12 protein-coding genes and 1 tRNA gene are annotated in these 16,020 nt (G+C 70.4%); 6 read left to right on the top strand and 7 right to left on the bottom strand.

Going from position 1 to position 16,020, the window contains the following annotated elements:
* Nucleotides 1–16: 16 nt before the first annotated feature.
* Nucleotides 17–1,042 carry an NAD(P)-dependent alcohol dehydrogenase gene (locus tag IT371_22910; protein MCC6750533.1) on the bottom strand — a complete coding sequence of 342 codons (1,026 nt, stop codon included), beginning with the start codon at nucleotides 1,040–1,042 and terminating at the stop codon, nucleotides 17–19.
* Nucleotides 1,043–1,078: 36 nt separating this feature from the next.
* The gene (locus IT371_22905; GenBank protein ID MCC6750532.1) at nucleotides 1,079–2,908 is read right to left on the bottom strand and encodes a B12-binding domain-containing radical SAM protein; all 1,830 of its coding nucleotides are present in this window, start codon (nucleotides 2,906–2,908) and stop codon (nucleotides 1,079–1,081) included.
* A 332-nt stretch (nucleotides 2,909–3,240) separates the two neighbouring features.
* On the opposite strand from IT371_22905, the gene IT371_22900 reads away from it, so the two are divergent.
* Nucleotides 3,241–4,809: a GMC family oxidoreductase gene (locus tag IT371_22900; protein ID MCC6750531.1), complete on the top strand. Its 1,569-nt coding sequence runs from the start codon at nucleotides 3,241–3,243 to the stop codon at nucleotides 4,807–4,809.
* Here the strand turns inward: IT371_22900 and IT371_22895 are convergent.
* From IT371_22895 to IT371_22885, 3 genes are read right to left on the bottom strand one after another with little or no spacing between them, the layout of a single operon-like run.
* Entirely contained in the window at nucleotides 4,806–6,881 is a 2,076-nt protein-coding gene (locus IT371_22895) for a radical SAM protein (protein MCC6750530.1), read from the bottom strand. The two genes, IT371_22900 and IT371_22895, sit on opposite strands and share 4 nt — an antisense overlap.
* Before the next feature lie 41 nt (nucleotides 6,882–6,922).
* Nucleotides 6,923–9,112, bottom strand: a complete 2,190-nt coding sequence (locus IT371_22890; GenBank protein ID MCC6750529.1) for a sigma 54-interacting transcriptional regulator — start codon at nucleotides 9,110–9,112, stop codon at nucleotides 6,923–6,925.
* A 56-nt stretch (nucleotides 9,113–9,168) separates the two neighbouring features.
* Nucleotides 9,169–10,695 carry an amino acid adenylation domain-containing protein gene (locus IT371_22885; GenBank protein MCC6750528.1) on the bottom strand — a complete coding sequence of 509 codons (1,527 nt, stop codon included), beginning with the start codon at nucleotides 10,693–10,695 and terminating at the stop codon, nucleotides 9,169–9,171.
* A gap of 135 nt (nucleotides 10,696–10,830) precedes the next feature.
* Between IT371_22885 and IT371_22880 the strand changes: the two genes are divergently transcribed.
* Together IT371_22880 and IT371_22875 are read left to right on the top strand one after the other, a co-directional pair.
* The gene (locus IT371_22880; protein ID MCC6750527.1) at nucleotides 10,831–11,985 is read left to right on the top strand and encodes a zinc-binding dehydrogenase; all 1,155 of its coding nucleotides are present in this window, start codon (nucleotides 10,831–10,833) and stop codon (nucleotides 11,983–11,985) included.
* Between the two features lie 28 nt (nucleotides 11,986–12,013).
* Nucleotides 12,014–12,442, top strand: a complete 429-nt coding sequence (locus IT371_22875; GenBank protein ID MCC6750526.1) for a hypothetical protein — start codon at nucleotides 12,014–12,016, stop codon at nucleotides 12,440–12,442.
* A 13-nt stretch (nucleotides 12,443–12,455) separates the two neighbouring features.
* Here the strand turns inward: IT371_22875 and IT371_22870 are convergent, their stop codons facing one another.
* Complete coding sequence (locus IT371_22870) at nucleotides 12,456–12,716, bottom strand: acyl carrier protein (GenBank protein MCC6750525.1); 261 nt, start codon at nucleotides 12,714–12,716, stop codon at nucleotides 12,456–12,458.
* Nucleotides 12,717–12,718: 2 nt separating this feature from the next.
* Nucleotides 12,719–13,864, bottom strand: a complete 1,146-nt coding sequence (locus IT371_22865; protein MCC6750524.1) for an acyl-CoA dehydrogenase family protein — start codon at nucleotides 13,862–13,864, stop codon at nucleotides 12,719–12,721.
* Nucleotides 13,865–14,032: 168 nt separating this feature from the next.
* Between IT371_22865 and IT371_22860 the strand changes: the two genes are divergently transcribed.
* The 3 genes from IT371_22860 to IT371_22850 all read left to right on the top strand — a co-directional run bounded on the left by IT371_22860 (nucleotide 14,033) and on the right by IT371_22850 (nucleotide 15,882).
* A complete protein-coding gene (locus IT371_22860) occupies nucleotides 14,033–14,881 on the top strand; it encodes a metallophosphoesterase (GenBank protein MCC6750523.1) in 849 nt (282 codons plus the stop codon).
* Nucleotides 14,882–14,890: 9 nt separating this feature from the next.
* Entirely contained in the window at nucleotides 14,891–15,640 is a 750-nt protein-coding gene (locus IT371_22855) for a 4'-phosphopantetheinyl transferase superfamily protein (protein ID MCC6750522.1), read from the top strand.
* Nucleotides 15,641–15,797: 157 nt separating this feature from the next.
* A tRNA-Ser gene (locus IT371_22850) sits at nucleotides 15,798–15,882 on the top strand.
* The last annotated feature ends 138 nt before the right edge of the window (nucleotides 15,883–16,020 follow it).

Raw genomic sequence — 16,020 nt, 5'->3', positions numbered from 1 at the left:
AAGCCCCTCCCGACCGTCAGCGCGCCTCGGCCCCCCGGCAGACGTCGATGACCAGCTTCCCTCGCGCGCGACGTGACTCGCTGAGCCGGTGCGCCTCCCCGCTCTCCTCGAGCTCGAAGACGCGATGAATGACGGGCCGAAGCTTCCCCGCCCGCCAGAGCTCGACCAGGTGGGCCAGATCCTCCGCGTTGGCCTCCGTGAGGTAGGTGAAGGCCCTCTTCGTGCCGCCGAATGGTCGCGCCATACGGGTTCGAAGCATCTCCGCCACGCCGGCCACCGTCGGGTAGACCGCCACGAACCGGCCACCCGACACGAGATGCCGCTCCATTGCGGCGAAGCTCGTCGCGTCGACCACGTCCACGATCGCCTCGAACCGGTCGCCCGTCGCGAGCGCCTCGCGATCGTAGGCCACGACCCGCTCTGCCCCGAGCGCCCGCACCAGCTCCTCGTTGCGCGAGCTGCACAGGGCCGTTACCCGCACGCCCGCCATCACCGCGAGCTGGACCACCAGAGTCCCGATGCCACCCGACGCACCGACCACCAGCGCCCGATCTCCGGCGCTCAGGGGGCCGGCCCACCGCAACGCCTGCAGCGCGGTGATCCCGGCTCGCGGGAGCGCCGCGGCCTCGTGAAACGACATCTCGGGCGGCTTGACCACGAGGTGTCCCGGCGACATCACCAGGTAGTCCGCACAAGCCCCCGGCCGGTGCGCGTCGAGCATCGCCATCACCGCGGTTCCGATCGGGAAGCCCGCCGCGCCGTCACCGAGCTCCTCCACCTGGCCCGCGACGTCGAACCCGAGCACCCGCGGCGGTCGAAGCGGCAGAATGAAGCGGACCTCTCCCCGCCGGAGACGCCAATCGAGCTGATTGATGCTCGTGGCTCGCACCCGGATCAGGACCTCGCCCGGACCGGGCTTCGGCCGCGGCACCTCGACCACCTGCACCACCTCCGGCCCGCCGTAGCGTTGGATAGCGACCGCCCGCATGGTCAAGCGCCCCTGCAGGAGCCCTTCGCCCCCGAGCTCGCACGCGACCGCCACGCGTTCTGTCCCCGCCCCGGACCGACCCATGCCGCGTTACCCACGCTCGGCCTCCGCGGTGGCCTCGCGAGCGGCCTTGCGTCGCGCCTGAAGCTCGACCTTGCCGTCGGACACGGCGGCCTCACTCTCCTTGAACAGGTCGTCCACCATGGTCTGCATCGCTGCGGCGCTACGAACCTCTGCCTCGGTCTGCGGCACGTGAGACATCGCGGTGTAGGGCTTTCCGCCCGGCGGCACGTAGGCCCCGGTCTTGATCGAGACCACGAGCTCCGGAAGGTCGCGTCCGTCCGCGACCGTCTGCACCGCCAGCAGAGCGCGTGTTATCGGACCCACCTTGCCGGTCTCCCCTTCGACCTCCCACTCGCGCTGAACGCGTCCGATGGCCAGCTTTCCCAGCTGCGTCGCCGCCCGGTACGCGAGGGCCTTCGGCGCCGAGAGCCTTCGATAGGGTCTGAGGATCTCCCCCTTCAGCTCTCGAAGCCGCGCACGGTCGACCGGCACGCCGTGGACCTCATGCTCCAGAAACACCGCGATGCCCTGCTCGATCTTCTTCAGCCAGCGAAAGATGTCGAGCTGCCGCGGATGGCGCATGAGCCCTAGCGCCACGTTCTGCGGCTGCGCGTGGGGCCAGTCCACCAGATCGAACAAGATGGCGAACACGGGCGCCGTGGGCTTCTTCGACGTCGCGAGCGCCGTGTTGAGGACCGCCACGCTCGCCCTCGCCGTGCCGCTGGCGTTCTGCTCGAACGTGGTCGCAAAGGTCGCGTTCTTCTTGCGGGCAATCGACGAGAAATCCATGTAGAGAAACGGATCGATGTTGTACCAGAGCCACGGGAGCTGCTCCTCGAACCCGTCGTTGCCCTTGACGATCATCGCGTGCGTCTCGGCCACCGTCTCGTCGGTCTCCCCTGGGAACCCATAGATGAAGTTCATCCACGCCTTCACCCCGTGACGGGCGAGCCCGGCCAGGGCCGTCGGCACATGGTCGGCACGCGTGCCCTTGTGCATCAGGTTGAGGATCGTCTGGCTCCCGCTCTCCATGCCGACGGTCACGAGCCGAAGTCCGGCCCCGGACATCAGCGCCACGGTTTCATCGTCCAGCAGGTCCGAGACCCGCGCGTGGCACCAGATGGGGTGAGGAGAGCCGCCCCGTGCGATCAGCTCCCGCATCATCGTCGCCCACCTGTCACGCGGAAACGTGGCCGTCGAGTCGATGAGCGCAATCGATCCGTGGGGCACGCTCCGCCCGGCCCTCACGATACGTTCCGCGGCCAGGCTGGCGGTCATCTCTCCGTAGCGCGCGAGGTTCCGAAAGGTACAGAACTCGCACATGAAGAGACATCCCCGCACGGTCTCCAGGCCTACCTGCATGGGCGACGCCTGCAGGTCGATGGGCGGCGTGCATCGCTCGGCCAGGCGGAAGTCGACGGCTGGCACCTCGTTGAGATCGAGGGACGAGATCTTCCCGGTGTAGACGAGCTCGCCGTCCGCTCGGCGCAGGAAGAGGCCCGGGATCTGATCCAGTCGTCCCTCTCCCTGCACGGCTCTCGCGATCTGCGGCAACCGCACTTCCCCCTCTCCGACGCACAGCACGTCGGCGGGCAACGAGAGGAACGCCTTGGTATCGGTGGTGTAGAGATATCCTCCTACGACCAGCGTGCTCTGCGGCAAGATCTGCTTGGCCAGGCGACAGATCGCGGCCAGCCACCGACCATCCATGGTGAAGGTGCTCGAGATGCCGAGTACGCGTGGACGCCTCGCTACGAGGGATTCGAGCTGTTTGCGCCAATAGGAGATGGGACTCGACGGAGGGTCGATGGCCTCCCAGGAAAGCCCCTCCCGCTCCAGCGCAGAGACGAGCGTCAACGCCGTCAACGATCGTGTGTGAAGCCCGACCGTCGGCTCTCCGTCGAACAGCGGGCCCGTATCGCCATAGAGATTGAGGGACCTCCCGACATAAGAGCATACTTCGAGATAGGCTCTCGCATAGGGCGCAGCGAAGGACGCACCACCCGTCCGCCGCGTCAGCGGGTTCGCCAGAAACCCCATGACGTCTTGCCGGACTACGAGAAGCGCAACGTCCAGAGCACTATCGACCATGTGCCACTGTTCCTTTCCGCGTACGGGCCGGCCGGAATCGATTAGCATATCATCACGTGACGGAGGGAACCAGGGTGGGACCGCAAGCATTCCATGACGTGATCGTCGTCGGATCGGGCGCCACAGGCAGCTATGCCGCGATGGAGCTCACGGGCCGAGGCCTTCGCGTGCTCCTCCTCGAGGCCGGACGCTCCGTCGACTTCACGCGCGAGTTTCCGCCCGTGAATCCTGCCTCCGCCGGATCGCCTCACTTGAGCGAGTGGCTGACGGGGCGACAACCGATTCAGGCTCTCTCCTCGCTCTACCTCGCCCACAACCGGCACTTCTTCGTCGACGACGTGGAGGCTCCCTACACCTGCGCCTGGAATCGGCCCTTCCTCTGGATTCGGGGTCGGCAGCTGGGCGGCCGACTGCACACCTGGGCCCGCGTGGGACTACGCCTCTCCGACGACGAACTGCAAGCCCCGGCCCGAGACGGGCTCGGCGAGCCCTGGCCGATTCGCTATGCGGAGCTCGCCCCGTACTACGACCGCGTGGAGTCGTTCTACGGTCTCGAGGGCGAGGTCGACGGCATCGCCGCTCTCCCCGACGGCCGCGTCTCGCGCCCCCGACCGCTCACGGCCGGCGAACGTTGGTTGCGCGAGACACTGGACCGCGGCTGGCCGGACCGGCGCCTGATCGCCGCGCGGACGCTGGGCGCTCCCGTGGGCACGATCCCTCCCCCGCTCGCCGTCGCCCACGGCACGGGGCGACTCACGGCCATCACCGACGCCGTGGTGACCCGCGTCTCTGTCGATCCGAAGCGCAACCTGGCCGACGGCGTGATCTATCGCGATCGGCTCACGGGAGAGGAGCGCGGCGCCCGGGCTCGCGCCGTCATGCTCTGCGCCTCCACGATCGAGACGGTGCGCTTGCTGCTCGCCTCGGCGACGCCTCGGCATCCTGACGGGCTCGGCGCGTCGAGCGGACTTCTCGGGCGGTACCTCACGGAGCACACCCTGGTCAACGTGCTCGCCGTGGCCCCGGGGTTGCGCGACGACGCGGTAGCGCTGCAAGGACCCGGGGGCACGAACCCCTACGACCTCGGCGGGCTGGTGGGCTTCTATGTGCCTCCCTTCTTCAACGTCACCCGGAGAGACCCCGCCTTCGCGCGCCGTTTTGCCCTCGTCGGCTCGGTCGGCCGGCCGACCTGGCTGCGCCCCTCGATTCTCGGGCCTCGCGACGCCGTGGCGGTCCTCGAGGCCTTCGGCGAGGTCCTCCCCCGCCTCGACAACCGGATCACGTTGCACCCGACTCGCACCGATCGCTTCGGCGTCCCCCTCGCGAACCTCGATTTCCGCTACGGGGAGAACGAGCTCGCCATGACCGAACGAGCCGCCACGTGCCTGGCGGAGCTAGCGGACGAGGCTGGCTTCCAGCGCATGGTCGGTCCCGTGCGGGCCCCGGCAGGCAGCTCCATCCACGAGCTCGGGGGGGCGCGGATGGGGTCATCCCGCCGCACCTCGGTGCTCGACCCGCAGAATCGGGTGTGGGACGTACCGAACCTCTTCGTGACGGATGGCGCATCCTTCGTCACGTCGGGCTATCAGAACTGCACGCTCACCATGCTCGCGCTGACAGCCCGGGCCTGCGAGGCGCTGGTGCGCGACGGGCCCGCGGCCGGTTAGTCGGCGACCTCGACCCCCTCGCTCGCCTTCGCTTCGTCCTCCATGACCATCTTGCGCGCACGCGAATAGTCGCGCTTCCCCTCGGTCACGTTCTCCTCGGCCTCCTTGATCATCCCGCGCGACAGCTCGGCGATATCGGACGAGTGACGCATGCCGAACGCGTCACCTCCCGTCTCGACCGGCGACGCGCTGTCCACGCCCGCAGGAGGCACGTAGCGCCCCTCGCGAAGCGACCGCACTGCATCCTGTAGATTCCGTCCATCGTTCAGCGTCAGCGCCGCCAACGCCACGCGGGTGAGAGGTCCGACTCGGTTGGTGGCCTGCTCCTCCTTCCACTCGCCGCGCATGGCCCGCATGCCGAGGGAGAGTCCCTGCGTCCCAACGTAGTTCCTCGCGCGCTTGGCCAGCGACGACTGGGGATAGGGCGCCAGTATCTGACGCTTGAGCTCGCGGAGCTCTTGCATGTCGAGCGGGCGGCCGTTCACGTCCCGTTCGAGGAAGAGCGAGATCCCTCGCTCGATCTTCTTCAGCCAGCGGAAGATCTCCATCCTCTCGCGATAGCGCATGAAGCTGAGCGACACGTTGAGCGCCTGCGCGTTGGGCCAATCCAGCATGTGGAAGAGGATGACGAACACCGGCGCCGAGGGCTTGCTCGACGTCGCGATGACCGTCCGGAGGATGGATTCGCTCGCCTTGATCGTTCCGAGGGCGTTCTGCTCGTAACTATCCGCGTGGTGCGCCTGCTTCTTGCGCGTGATGGACGAGAAATCCTGGTAGAGGAAGGGGTCCACGTTGTACCAGAGCAGCGGCGGGTCGTCCTCGAAGCCGTCGTTGGCCGAGAGGATCAGCCGGTGCGTGTTGGCGTACGTCTCGTCGGTCTCCCCCGGGAAGCCGCAGATGAAGTTGAAGTAGGCCTTGAGCCCGTGCTTGTGGAAGGCCGCGAGCGCGGGCTTCACCTGGTCCGCGCGGGTCCCCTTGCGCATGGCGTTCAGAATGCGCTGGTCTCCGCTCTCCATGCCGACCAGCATCTCGCGCACGCCGGCCCGGTACATCAGCTCCGCGCTCTCCTCGTTGATGTCCGAGACGCGCCCCTGGATCCAGATCGGGTGCGGAGAGCCCCCGGCCTCCGCCAGCCGACGCATGATCTCCAGCCAGCGGTCGCGCGGAAACGTCGCCGTGGCGTCGGTGATCACCACCACGCCGTCCTTCACCGTGCGCGCCGCATCGAGGATGCGCGCCGCCGCCACCTCGGCGTCCATCATGTTGAACTTGGCGAGCATGCGGTAGGTGCAGAACTCGCACATGAAGAGGCACCCGCGCTGCGTCTCGATGCCGACCTGAATCGGGTGCTCGTCCACGAGTGCAGGAGGGCTGCACCGCTCCGCGAGCCGCCAGTCGAGCGGCGCCAGCTCGTTCATATCGAGCGCCTTGGGCTTGCCCGTGTAGTGGAGCTCTCCGTCAGACCGTCGGAGGTAGATCCCCGGGATTTCCTCGAGGGCGCCCCCCTCCTTCACGGCGCGCACGATCTGCGGCAGCCGCACTTCGCCTTCCCCCACCGCCAGCACGTCGGCCGGGAGCGCCAAGAAGCCCTTCGAGTCGGTGACGTAGAAGTAGCCCCCGACGATGATCTTGGCCTCGGGGATCATCCGCCGCGCCAGCACGCAGAGCGCGGCGAGCCAGGCGTAGTTGAAGACGAAGGTGGTCGAGAAGGCCACCACGCGCGGCCGCTTCGGCGCGAGGAGGGCGAGCTGCTCGCGCCAGTACGAGATGGGGCGCGACGGCGGGTCGATGACCTCCCACCTGAGCCCCGCGTTCTCCATCGCGGTAGCGAGCGTCACGGCCGCGAGCGACCGGTTGTGCAGCTCGCTCTGCGGCTTGCCGCGAAAGGAGGGCGGGGCGTCGCCGTAGAGCGTGAGCGGTCGCCCCACGTAGGCGCAGAGGTCGGTGTAGGCCTTCACGTATGGAGCGGCCAGACTCGCTCCCGCGGTTCGGCGCGTGTTGGGGTCGGCCATGAACCCCACGGCCTCCTGTCGCGTAACGAGCACTGCCACGTCGAGGCGTCCGTCGGACATATCGGTTTGCCTTTCCTCCAGCGCGCCCCCGCCGCCAGAACCTATTCGTCGTCGAGGTTGTAGTCCTGGATCTTCACCAGCAGCGTGCGCCGGGGAATGCCGAGCGTACGCGACACCGCGCTGCGATTGCCACCGGCTCGCTCGAGCGCCTCGCGCAAGAGCTTCGCTTCGTACCACGCCACGACGCCAGGAAGCCCTTCGCGTCGCACGGCGGCCGGCACCTGAGCCAGCACCTTGGGCTCCGTGGCCACCGCCTCCTGCGTGTCGAGCCCGAAGGCCTTCATCTTGTGCCGCAGGGTCCGCAGCGGCATCTTGAGCGCCTCGGCCGCGGTGGTGCGGCTCCAGCCCGACGCCGCGAGGGCCTCGACGATCAGCTCTCGCTCGAGCTCGCCCACCAACTGCCAGAAACGCCCCTCCCCCTCCGCCGGTTCCCCCGGCCTGCTCTCGTTGACCAGCGTGCGGTCCTCACCGTCGAGAGGTCGCCGCCCAGCCGTCGGCGGAATCGCCAGCGTCGGCCGGACCTCCCGGCGTGCGGGGGCTGCGAGCCCGGGCAGCCCCTCTGCGGGCCCCCACGGCGGCGCGTCGCTCTTGTCGAGCTCGTCGCCGCGCACGGCCTCCGAGAGCACCCTCCTTCGGGTCGAATCGGCCGCCTGCAGGCCCGACACCCCGCGCGCCAGCGGCCCCAGGCGCACGCGCTCCGAGAGGTCCTCGAGCGCCACCGTGCTCCCTTGCGCGATCAGCACCGCACGGTCGATCACGTTGCGCAGCTCGCGCACGTTCCCCGGCCACCGATAACGCAGGAGCGCCTCCGCCGCGGCCTCCTCGAAGCGCTGCACCGGCCGGCCGTTCTCGCGCGCCGCCTCCGCCATGAAGTACTGCGCGAGCGGCAGGATCTCCTCGGGACGGTGCCGCAGCGCGGGCACCTTGAGGGTCAGCGCGTTCAGCCGGAAGAGCAGGTCGCTCCGGAAGGTCCCTTCCTCGCACATGCGCTCCAGGTCGCGGTGCGTGGCCGCGATGACCCGCGTGTTGACCGCGAGCTCCTTGCTCGACCCCACGCGGGACACGCGTCGCGTCTCGAGCACGCGCAGCAGCGCCGCCTGCGCCTTGGGGGTCAGCTCGCCGATCTCGTCCAGAAAGACCGACCCCCCCTCCGCCGATTCGAAGACCCCTCTGCTCTGCGCGAGCGCCCCCGTGAAGGCCCCCCGCTCGTGGCCGAAGAGCGTGCTCTCGAGCAGCGGCTCGGGGATGGCCCCGCAGTTGACGCAGATGAGCGGCTTCGCGCTCCGCGGGCTCCGGTCGTGCAGCTCGCGCGCCACGACCTCCTTGCCGCTCCCCGTCTCCCCGAGGACGAGCACGGGGAGCGTGGAATCCGCGATGCGCCCGATCATCTCGTAGAGCGCGGTCATCGCGGGGCTGCGCACCACGGGACCCCCGCCGCGCGGCAGGTCGTTCGAGGTCGTCACGTCGCGCGTGACCGTGTCCGGCGCCAGGTGCAGAGGGCTCCGCTCGCTCGCCCGCGTCAGCGCCGCGAGCCCCGCGTCGAGGAGCTGAGCCGCCGAGTCCGCGCTGTCGGGGTGCAAGGCCCCGCCGCAGAGGAGCTTCACCTCGCTCTCCTCGGCCTTGCGCAGGAGCTTGCGCGCCACCTCGAGGAGCCCCTCGCGCCCCGTCTCGGGCACCAGGATCTCGACCGTGTCGCTGGCATAGAGCGCGATCTTGTCCACGGGGCGCAGGAGCTGGCGGAGCGGCGCGCACCAGTCGCTCGGCAAGAGCCGTCCCCGGTCGGCCGGCCGGAGCACCAGCACCCCGAGGCAGCGCCTGAAGGTGCGGGTGCGATCCACCTCGTCCTCGAGCGCCGAGAGAAACTGGTCGTGGCTCGCCAGCCCGTAGAGGTGGCTCTCGTCGGCCCGCACGGCGCTCACCCGCAGCGCCACCGCCCCCACCTGCGCCGTCTCGCCGATGCCGAGCCGCGCGCGCTGGACCCGCTGGCGCCCGACCCAGGTGCCGTTCGTCGACCCCAGGTCCTCGATCCAGATCTCGCCGTCGTAGCTCACGCGGGCGTGCTTGCGGGAGAGGCTGCGGTCGTCGATGCAGATCTCCGCCTCGGCCGAGCGTCCGATGCACAGGCTCGTTCCTCGTTCGAGCTGCGCCACGGCGACGCCGTTACGGTGGTGCAGCAGGAGCGTGACCTGCTCCCTCGCCGGGCTCTCGGCGATGGACTGCAGATCTTCCATGATCGTCGCTTCGGCATTCAGCCCGGACCTCTCGGCTCTGCGTCGCTCGTCGGCGTTCATGGCGGCTCGGGGGTCAGTATAGCATCGGCTCGCGCGGCATCGACGAGCGCCCGCCGGTCCACTTTGCCGTTACCGGTCCTCGGCAGGGCAGCGAGGTGACGCACCCGGTCCACGATCATGTAGCGGGGCAGCCTCCCCGCCAGGTGCTTCTTGAGCTCGAGCAGGCCGGGCCGCCGGTCGTCCGCCGCGACGACGAAGGCCACGAGCTGCGCCTCGAGCCCGCTCCCCAGGACGACCACCGCCGCCTCGCGCACCGCCGCGTGGTCGTGCAGCACGGCTTCGATCTCGCCGAGCTCCACCCGGTAGCCGCGCACCTTGACCAGGTAGTCCTTGCGCCCGACGAAGGTGAAGCCGCCGTCGCCGTCGGCGCGCACCAGGTCTCCCGTGGCGTACGCGCGGCCCTCGTGCGGCGCCTGGCCGTAATAGCCGAGCATCACCGTCGGCCCCTCGACCACGAGCTCGCCCTCCTCTCCGGCTCCGGCGGGCTGGCCGTCCTCGCGGCGGGCCCAGACCCGGTCGCCCGAGCAGGCCCGGCCGATCGGGATGGACGAGACCTCCGCCCCCGGCGGCTCGCGCACCTCGTGAAAGGTGCAGACGTTCGTCTCCGTCGGGCCGTAGAGGTTCAGCATCCGCACGCCCGGCAGGTGCTGCATCAGGCGACGCAGGTGCGGCACGGGGAAGGGCTCCCCCGCGAAGCAGACCGCCCGCAGCGACGGCACGGGGTCGTCGAGCAGCCCCCCTTGGTCCATCATCAACATGAGCGCCGACGGGACGGAGTACCAGATCGTGGGCACCTCCCGCGCGACGAACTCCACCAACGCACGCGGGCTGAAGGCCGCGAGGCTCGGCACCAGCGTCACCGCCGCACCGGCGTGGAAGGCGCCGTAGAGGTCGAGCACCGAGAGGTCGAAATGCAGTGGCGCGTGGTTCGCCAGCCGGTCGGCGGCAGAGAGGTCGAGCTCCTCCACCGCCCACCGCACGAAGGCGAGCGCGTTCTCGTGGCTGATGCAGACCCCTTTCGGGCGGCCCGTGGACCCGGAGGTGTAGAGCACGTACGCCAGCGCGTCGGGACCGCGCGCGGGGACGAGCGGCGCGGTCGAATAGCGCGCGAGCTCGCCCCACGAGAGGTCACACCCCCCGGGCTCGACGGCGACGCGGCGCACCGCGAGCCCTTCGGTCACCTTCGCCCCTTCCTCCACGCTTCGCGTCACGAGCAGCCGCGCGTGGCAGTCCTCGAGGATCTGGCGCGCCCGCGCCGGCGGGGAGAGGGGGTCGATCGGCACGTAGGCCAGGCCCGCCTTCAGCGCCGCCTGCATGGCGACGACCGCGTGCGTGGACTTCTCGAGCCAGAGCGCCACGCGGTCCCCCGGGCGCCCGCCGAGGTCGAGCAGGGCGTGCCCGAGCCGCGTCGCCAGCTCGTCCAGCTCACCATAGTCGAGCGCTCCATCGGGGGCCCGCACGGCGAGCGCCCGCGGATCCCGGCTGGCGTGGGCGGAGAGCAACTGATCGAGCGTCGCGGCCATGCGGTGCATTCTCCCCCAACCTCACCGGGCGGCGGAAGCTCCCGTCGCAACCTGACCCGTGCTAGCGTTGCCCCATCGGAAGGGCCTGTCCCCGCGCCCCCCGAAACGCCTGCGCCGCCCCCCCCGAGAGGAGCGATGAGCATCCACGCCGAAGCCTGGTTCATCCACGCCGCCGCTCCCGGCCAGCCGGGGGGGCGCGCCCGCCTCGTGCGCGAGGCCTTCACCTTCGGCGACGTGGAGCCCGACGAGGTCCTGCTCGAACCGCTCTTCGGCGGGTGGGAAGCCAACATGGACCACGCCCTCTCGCGCAGCCCGGTGGACATCTGTCGCCACCGCCGCGAGGAACGGGTCGTGCTCGGCAACAGCGGCGTAGTGCGCGTCCTCGAGGTGGGCCGCGCGGTCACGACCGCCGAGCCGGGGCAGCTCGCGGTCCTCTGGCCGGCCACGGCGCTCGACCCCTTCGGCTACCCCGAGCTGATGTGGGGCTACGACGCGCCGGGCTCGCTCGGCTGCCTCGCCACGCGCCTCAAATGCAAGGCGCACGAGCTCTGCACGCTCCCCGGCGACACGCGCCACGCGCTCGCGCGCTGGGCCGCCTTCAGCGTGAAATACGGCGCCGCCTGGTCCAACTGGAAGCTGGCCCACGCCGTCCTCCGCGCGCAGATCTCGGCCGAGGAGCTCCCCGCCCCGCACGTCTGGGGCTTCGGCGGCGGCACCACCCTGGCCGAGCTCGAGCTCGCGCGGCACGTGGGGTGCCAGACGGTCATGCTCTCCGGAAACACCGCCCGCCGGCGCACGATCGAGGCCAAGGGGGTCACGCCCCTCGATCGATCCGCTCTCGGAGACCTCTCCTTCGACGACGAGCGCTTCGCGGCCGACGCGGACTTCCGCCGCGCGTACGTCGCCGCCGAGGCCGCCTTCCTCGCCGAGGTCCGCGGGCGCACCGAAGGCCAAGGGGTCCACGTCTTCGTCGACTACATCGGCTCGCCCACCTTCCGCGCGGCCTCGAAGGCCCTCGCGCGCGAAGGCGTGCTCACCACCGCGGGGTGGAAGGAGGGACGCATGATCTCCTATCAGCGCCCCACGAGCTGCATCAAGCGGCACCAGTACATCCACACGCACGGCACCCGGGGGAGCGAAGCGCGCGAGGCCGTGACCTACGCCGAACGCACCGGCTGGCTCCCCCTGCCCGACGAGCGCATCTTCTCCTTCGACGAGATCCCCGAGCTCGCGGACCGCTACGCCGAGGGCCAGCTCGGGCTCTTCCCGATCTACCGCGTGCACGGCTAGGATCGGCCCCGCACAGGAGGTGCGTGAGATGAGCGAGTCAGAGACCCCGAGCTGGACGAGCTGGAGCGCGCTGTCGGAGACGACCCGCCGGGTTCTCCTCGCCCGCGCGACCCTCTGGAGCGAGCTCTCCGCCGACCAGCGCGAGGCCTTGCTCGCGCAGGCGGACTGGCAGGAGCTGCGCCTCGTGCCCCAGGCGCGGGCCGAGAAGCTCGCGCGGCTGGTCTCCGTCGAGGAGACGTGCGCCGACCTGGGCGTTATCCCGACCGAGCTCTTCTGGCTCATGAGCACGCGGCAGCTCGCCGGATGGCTGGTGGAGGGGGTCTGGCGCTTCGACCGGGGACAGGTCGCGCGGTGGGTCGAGGAGCGCGGGGGCCCAGACGAGGTCCGTCGGGACGTGCGGGCTCAGATGGCCGAGCACCGCGCCGCGCAGCTCGCCCCGAGCGGCGCCAAGGGCTGAGGGCCGCGAGCTCTCACCCCTTCCGCGCGGAGAGCTGACACACCAGGCGGGTCAGCGCCGCGAGGCTCGCCAGGTTCGAGACCGTCAGCGCCTCCTCGGGGATCTTGACCGTGAACTCCCTCTGCACGTAGGCCCGCAGCCGCATGAGCGAGATGGAGTTGATGAGCCCCAGCTCGATGAGCGGCGTCTCCGCCTCGAGGCCCTCGTCGTTTCCCTCGAGCATCTCCTTCACGATGAAGGCCTTCAGGCCGGCCAGAATCTGCGTCTCGTGCATGCTCACAATCCCATCAGGCTGGCGATGATGTTGCGCTGGATCTCGGAGGTCCCCGAGACGATGGTGCTCGGGAGCGCGTCGCGAAGCATGCGCTCCACCCCGACGTCGCGGATCACCCCGCTCGCCCCGTGGACCTGCACGGCGTCGAGGCTCGACTGCACGGCGGCCTCGCTGACCGCCAGCTTGGCCATCGCCACCGCCTCGGTCGCGTCCTCCCCCTGGTCGATGAGCCAGCAGGCCCGGTAGAGCAGGAGCCGCGCCGCCTCGAGCCGCACCTTCATCTCGACCAGCCGGTGGGCGATCGCCTGATGCGCGCCGATCGGCTTGCCGCGCTGCGTGCGCTCCTGCGCGTAGCGCGTGGTGCTCTCGAGCTGCCGCTCGAGCATCCCGACGTACCCCGCGAAGAGGCAGGCCCGCTCCCAGCGCATCGAGCCGGCGAAGATCACGCTCCCCTGCCCCTCCTCGCCCAGGCGCTGCGCGGCGGGGACGCGGCACTCGCGCAGGTAGACCGGTCCGAGGGGCGCCGAGACGAGCCCCAGCGTATCGAAGGGCCGCCCCACCTCGAGCCCCTCGGCGCCGCGTTCGACGACGAAGGCCGACAGCCCCAGGTAGCCGTGGCGCGGGTTCGTCGAGGCGTAGACCAGAAAGACGTCCGCCACCGGACCGTTCGTCACGTAGCTCTTCTCGCCGGTGAGCACGTAGTCGTCGCCGACCCGCTCGGCGCGGCAGGCGATGGCGTGGATGTCCGAGCCCGCCTCCGCCTCGGTCGCGGCGTTGGCCCCGATGAGGCGCCCCGAGGCCAGGCCGGGCACGACGCGACGACGGAGGTCCTCCTGCGCGTAGCGGCAGATCGGCTCGGCGCAGGCGAAGAGGTGCGCCGCGAGGCCGAAGACGAGCCCCCCGTCCTCGCACCCTTTGCCGAGCGCCTCGACGAGTCGGGCCGACGAGAGAGCGTCGAGCCCCATCCCCCCGTACGCCTCGGGGATGCACAGCCCCGCCAGCCCCAGCTCCCCGGCGCGGAGCCACGCCGCCCGCGGAAAGACGCGCGCCCGTTCGCGCTCGGCGAGCCCCTCGTTCAGCTCGCGCCGGGCGAAGGTCAGGACGCGTTCGTAGAGCTCTTCCTGCGTGGCGGTGAAGCGGAAGTCCATCGGGTCCCTCGATGCCGAGTCCATACTATCAAGCTTCGTCGCTCGGAGCGCGCACCGCGATACGCGCCCAGTCGAGTCGAGTCGCGCCAGCCGCCCGCCTCGCCGCCGGTCTCCTCGCCGCCGGTCCGGCCCGCGCTCGGCCGTGCTAGGCTCGGAAGCGACGAAGCCATGCGTCTCTTCGCCATCAGCGACCTGCACCTGCACTACGAAGAGAACCGCCGGGCTCTCGTCGAGCTTCCCCCGCACCGCGACGACTGGTTGATCGTGGCGGGGGACGTCGGACACCGGCTCGCCGACCTCGAGCTCGCCTGGCAGGTGCTCGCCGAGCGCTTCGCCCGCGTCGTCTGGGCCCCCGGCAATCACGAGCTCTGGACTGCCTCGAACGGCGCGCGGGAGCTTCGCGGCGAAGAGAAGTACCTCGAGCTCGTGGCGCTCTCGCGGCGCTACGGCGTGCTGACCCCCGAGGACGACTACCCCGCCTTCCCCCACGACGGGCGCGTCTATCGCCTCGCCCCGCTCTTTCTGCTCTACGACTACAGCTTCCGCCCCGAGCACCTCCCGCTCGAGGAGGCGGTCCCCTGGGCCCTCGAGGCCGAGACCCTCTGCACCGACGAGTACTACCTCTCTCCCGAACCGCACGCCTCGCGCGCCGCGTGGTGCGAGCTCCTTTGCCGCCGGGCCGAAGCGCGCCTCGACGCCGTCCCGCGCGAGGAGCCGCTGGTCCTCATCAACCACTTTCCGCTCCGCCGCGACCTGGTGCAGATCGCCATCCCGCGCTTCATCATCTGGTGCGGCACCCGCCGGACCGAGGACTGGCACCGCCGCTACAACGTCGAGGTCGTGGTGAGCGGCCACCTGCACGTGCGCACCACCGACTGGCGCGACGACGTCCGCTTCGAGGAGGTCTCCCTCGGCTATCCCCGTCAGTGGCAGCAAGGAAAGAGCCTCGCCAGCTACCTCCGTCCGATCTTCCCGTCGGACGCCGCACCGGCACGCGGCCGGCTGCGACTCTACTGAGTCGCGTCCGTGAATCCCCCTCTAGCGCTCGCCCCCGACGCGGTTCACCTCTGGTTCGTGCGTCTCCCCGCGACCGACGACCCGCTCCTGCTCTCCCGCTACGCCGCCCTCCTCTCGCCCGAGGAGGAGGAGCGTCGCGCGCGCTTCGCCTTCGAGCACCTCCGACACACCTTCCTCGTGACCCGCGTCCTCGTGCGCTCGATCCTCTCGCGCTACGCACCAGGCGTTCCGCCCGAGGCCTGGACCTTCTCGGCCAACGCGTACGGTCGCCCGGCGATCGCCTCCCCCGACCCCGGCCTCCCGCTGCGCTTCAACCTGAGTCACACGGACGGACTGGTGCTGCTCGGCGTAACCCTCGATCGCGACCTAGGCGTGGACGTGGAGCACACCGGCCGCCCCGGGCAGACCGTCGAGCTCGCCGCCGACGTCTTTTCCCCCGTCGAGAACGCGGAGCTTCTGGCCCTTCCCGCGAGCGCCCATCGCCGCCGCTTCTTCGAGCTCTGGACGCTGAAGGAGGCCTACATCAAGGCGCGGGGCCTCGGCCTAGCCCTGCCGCTCGACGGCTTCTCGTATGCGTTTCGCGAAAGCCACGCCCCGAGCATCGCATTCTCTCCCGCCGTCCCCGACGCGCCCGAGGAGTGGCAGTTCGGCCAGCGCGACCTGACCGGCGCGCACCTCGCCGCGTTCGCCGTGCGGCGGGGCTTCAGCCCGGACCTCGTCCCATCGTGGCACGAGCTGTCGCCGGACCTCCTCGGTTGACCCGAGCGTCACCTGCTACGCCCTCTACGAGGCCAAACGGACCGGACGCGACCGCATCTGCAGCGCCGATTGACGTCGCCCGCCACCTGGATTATCTCGGAGAGGGATAGCCGAGGCGCTGCGCGACATCGCGTCGCGGCCGCGCCGCTCTCCCCCTGGAGGAGTGGCCGAGTGGTTTAAGGCGGCGGTCTTGAAAACCGCTGACCCGCACGGGTCCGGGGGTTCGAATCCCTCCTCCTCCGCTCGACGCGTCGTGCGTGGCGACCGAGCTGCGTCTCGGTTCGTGGTTGCCTGCTCGCCACAGCCGCGCCGGTTCCGGCCTGCCGTCCGCCTCCGCGGGTCCTCGCAGCCCTCCCCGCGGCAACCTCGCGCGTGCGGGC

The organism is Deltaproteobacteria bacterium (assembly GCA_020848905.1).
Lineage (GTDB): Bacteria > Myxococcota_A > Polyangia.
Note: the sequence above shows the minus strand (reverse complement) of the source record. Positions and strands in the feature narration are given on the sequence as shown.

Coding starts and splice junctions, on each gene's coding strand:
- IT371_22875 (MCC6750526.1), top strand. CDS start 12,014: ATGAGCGAGTCAGAGACCCCGAGCTGGACGAGCTGGAGCGCGCTGTCG.
- IT371_22880 (MCC6750527.1), top strand. CDS start 10,831: ATGAGCATCCACGCCGAAGCCTGGTTCATCCACGCCGCCGCTCCCGGC.
- IT371_22895 (MCC6750530.1), bottom strand. CDS start 6,881: ATGTCCGACGGACGCCTCGACGTGGCAGTGCTCGTTACGCGACAGGAG.
- IT371_22865 (MCC6750524.1), bottom strand. CDS start 13,864: ATGGACTTCCGCTTCACCGCCACGCAGGAAGAGCTCTACGAACGCGTC.
- IT371_22860 (MCC6750523.1), top strand. CDS start 14,033: ATGCGTCTCTTCGCCATCAGCGACCTGCACCTGCACTACGAAGAGAAC.
- IT371_22890 (MCC6750529.1), bottom strand. CDS start 9,112: ATGGAAGATCTGCAGTCCATCGCCGAGAGCCCGGCGAGGGAGCAGGTC.
- IT371_22870 (MCC6750525.1), bottom strand. CDS start 12,716: ATGCACGAGACGCAGATTCTGGCCGGCCTGAAGGCCTTCATCGTGAAG.
- IT371_22885 (MCC6750528.1), bottom strand. CDS start 10,695: ATGGCCGCGACGCTCGATCAGTTGCTCTCCGCCCACGCCAGCCGGGAT.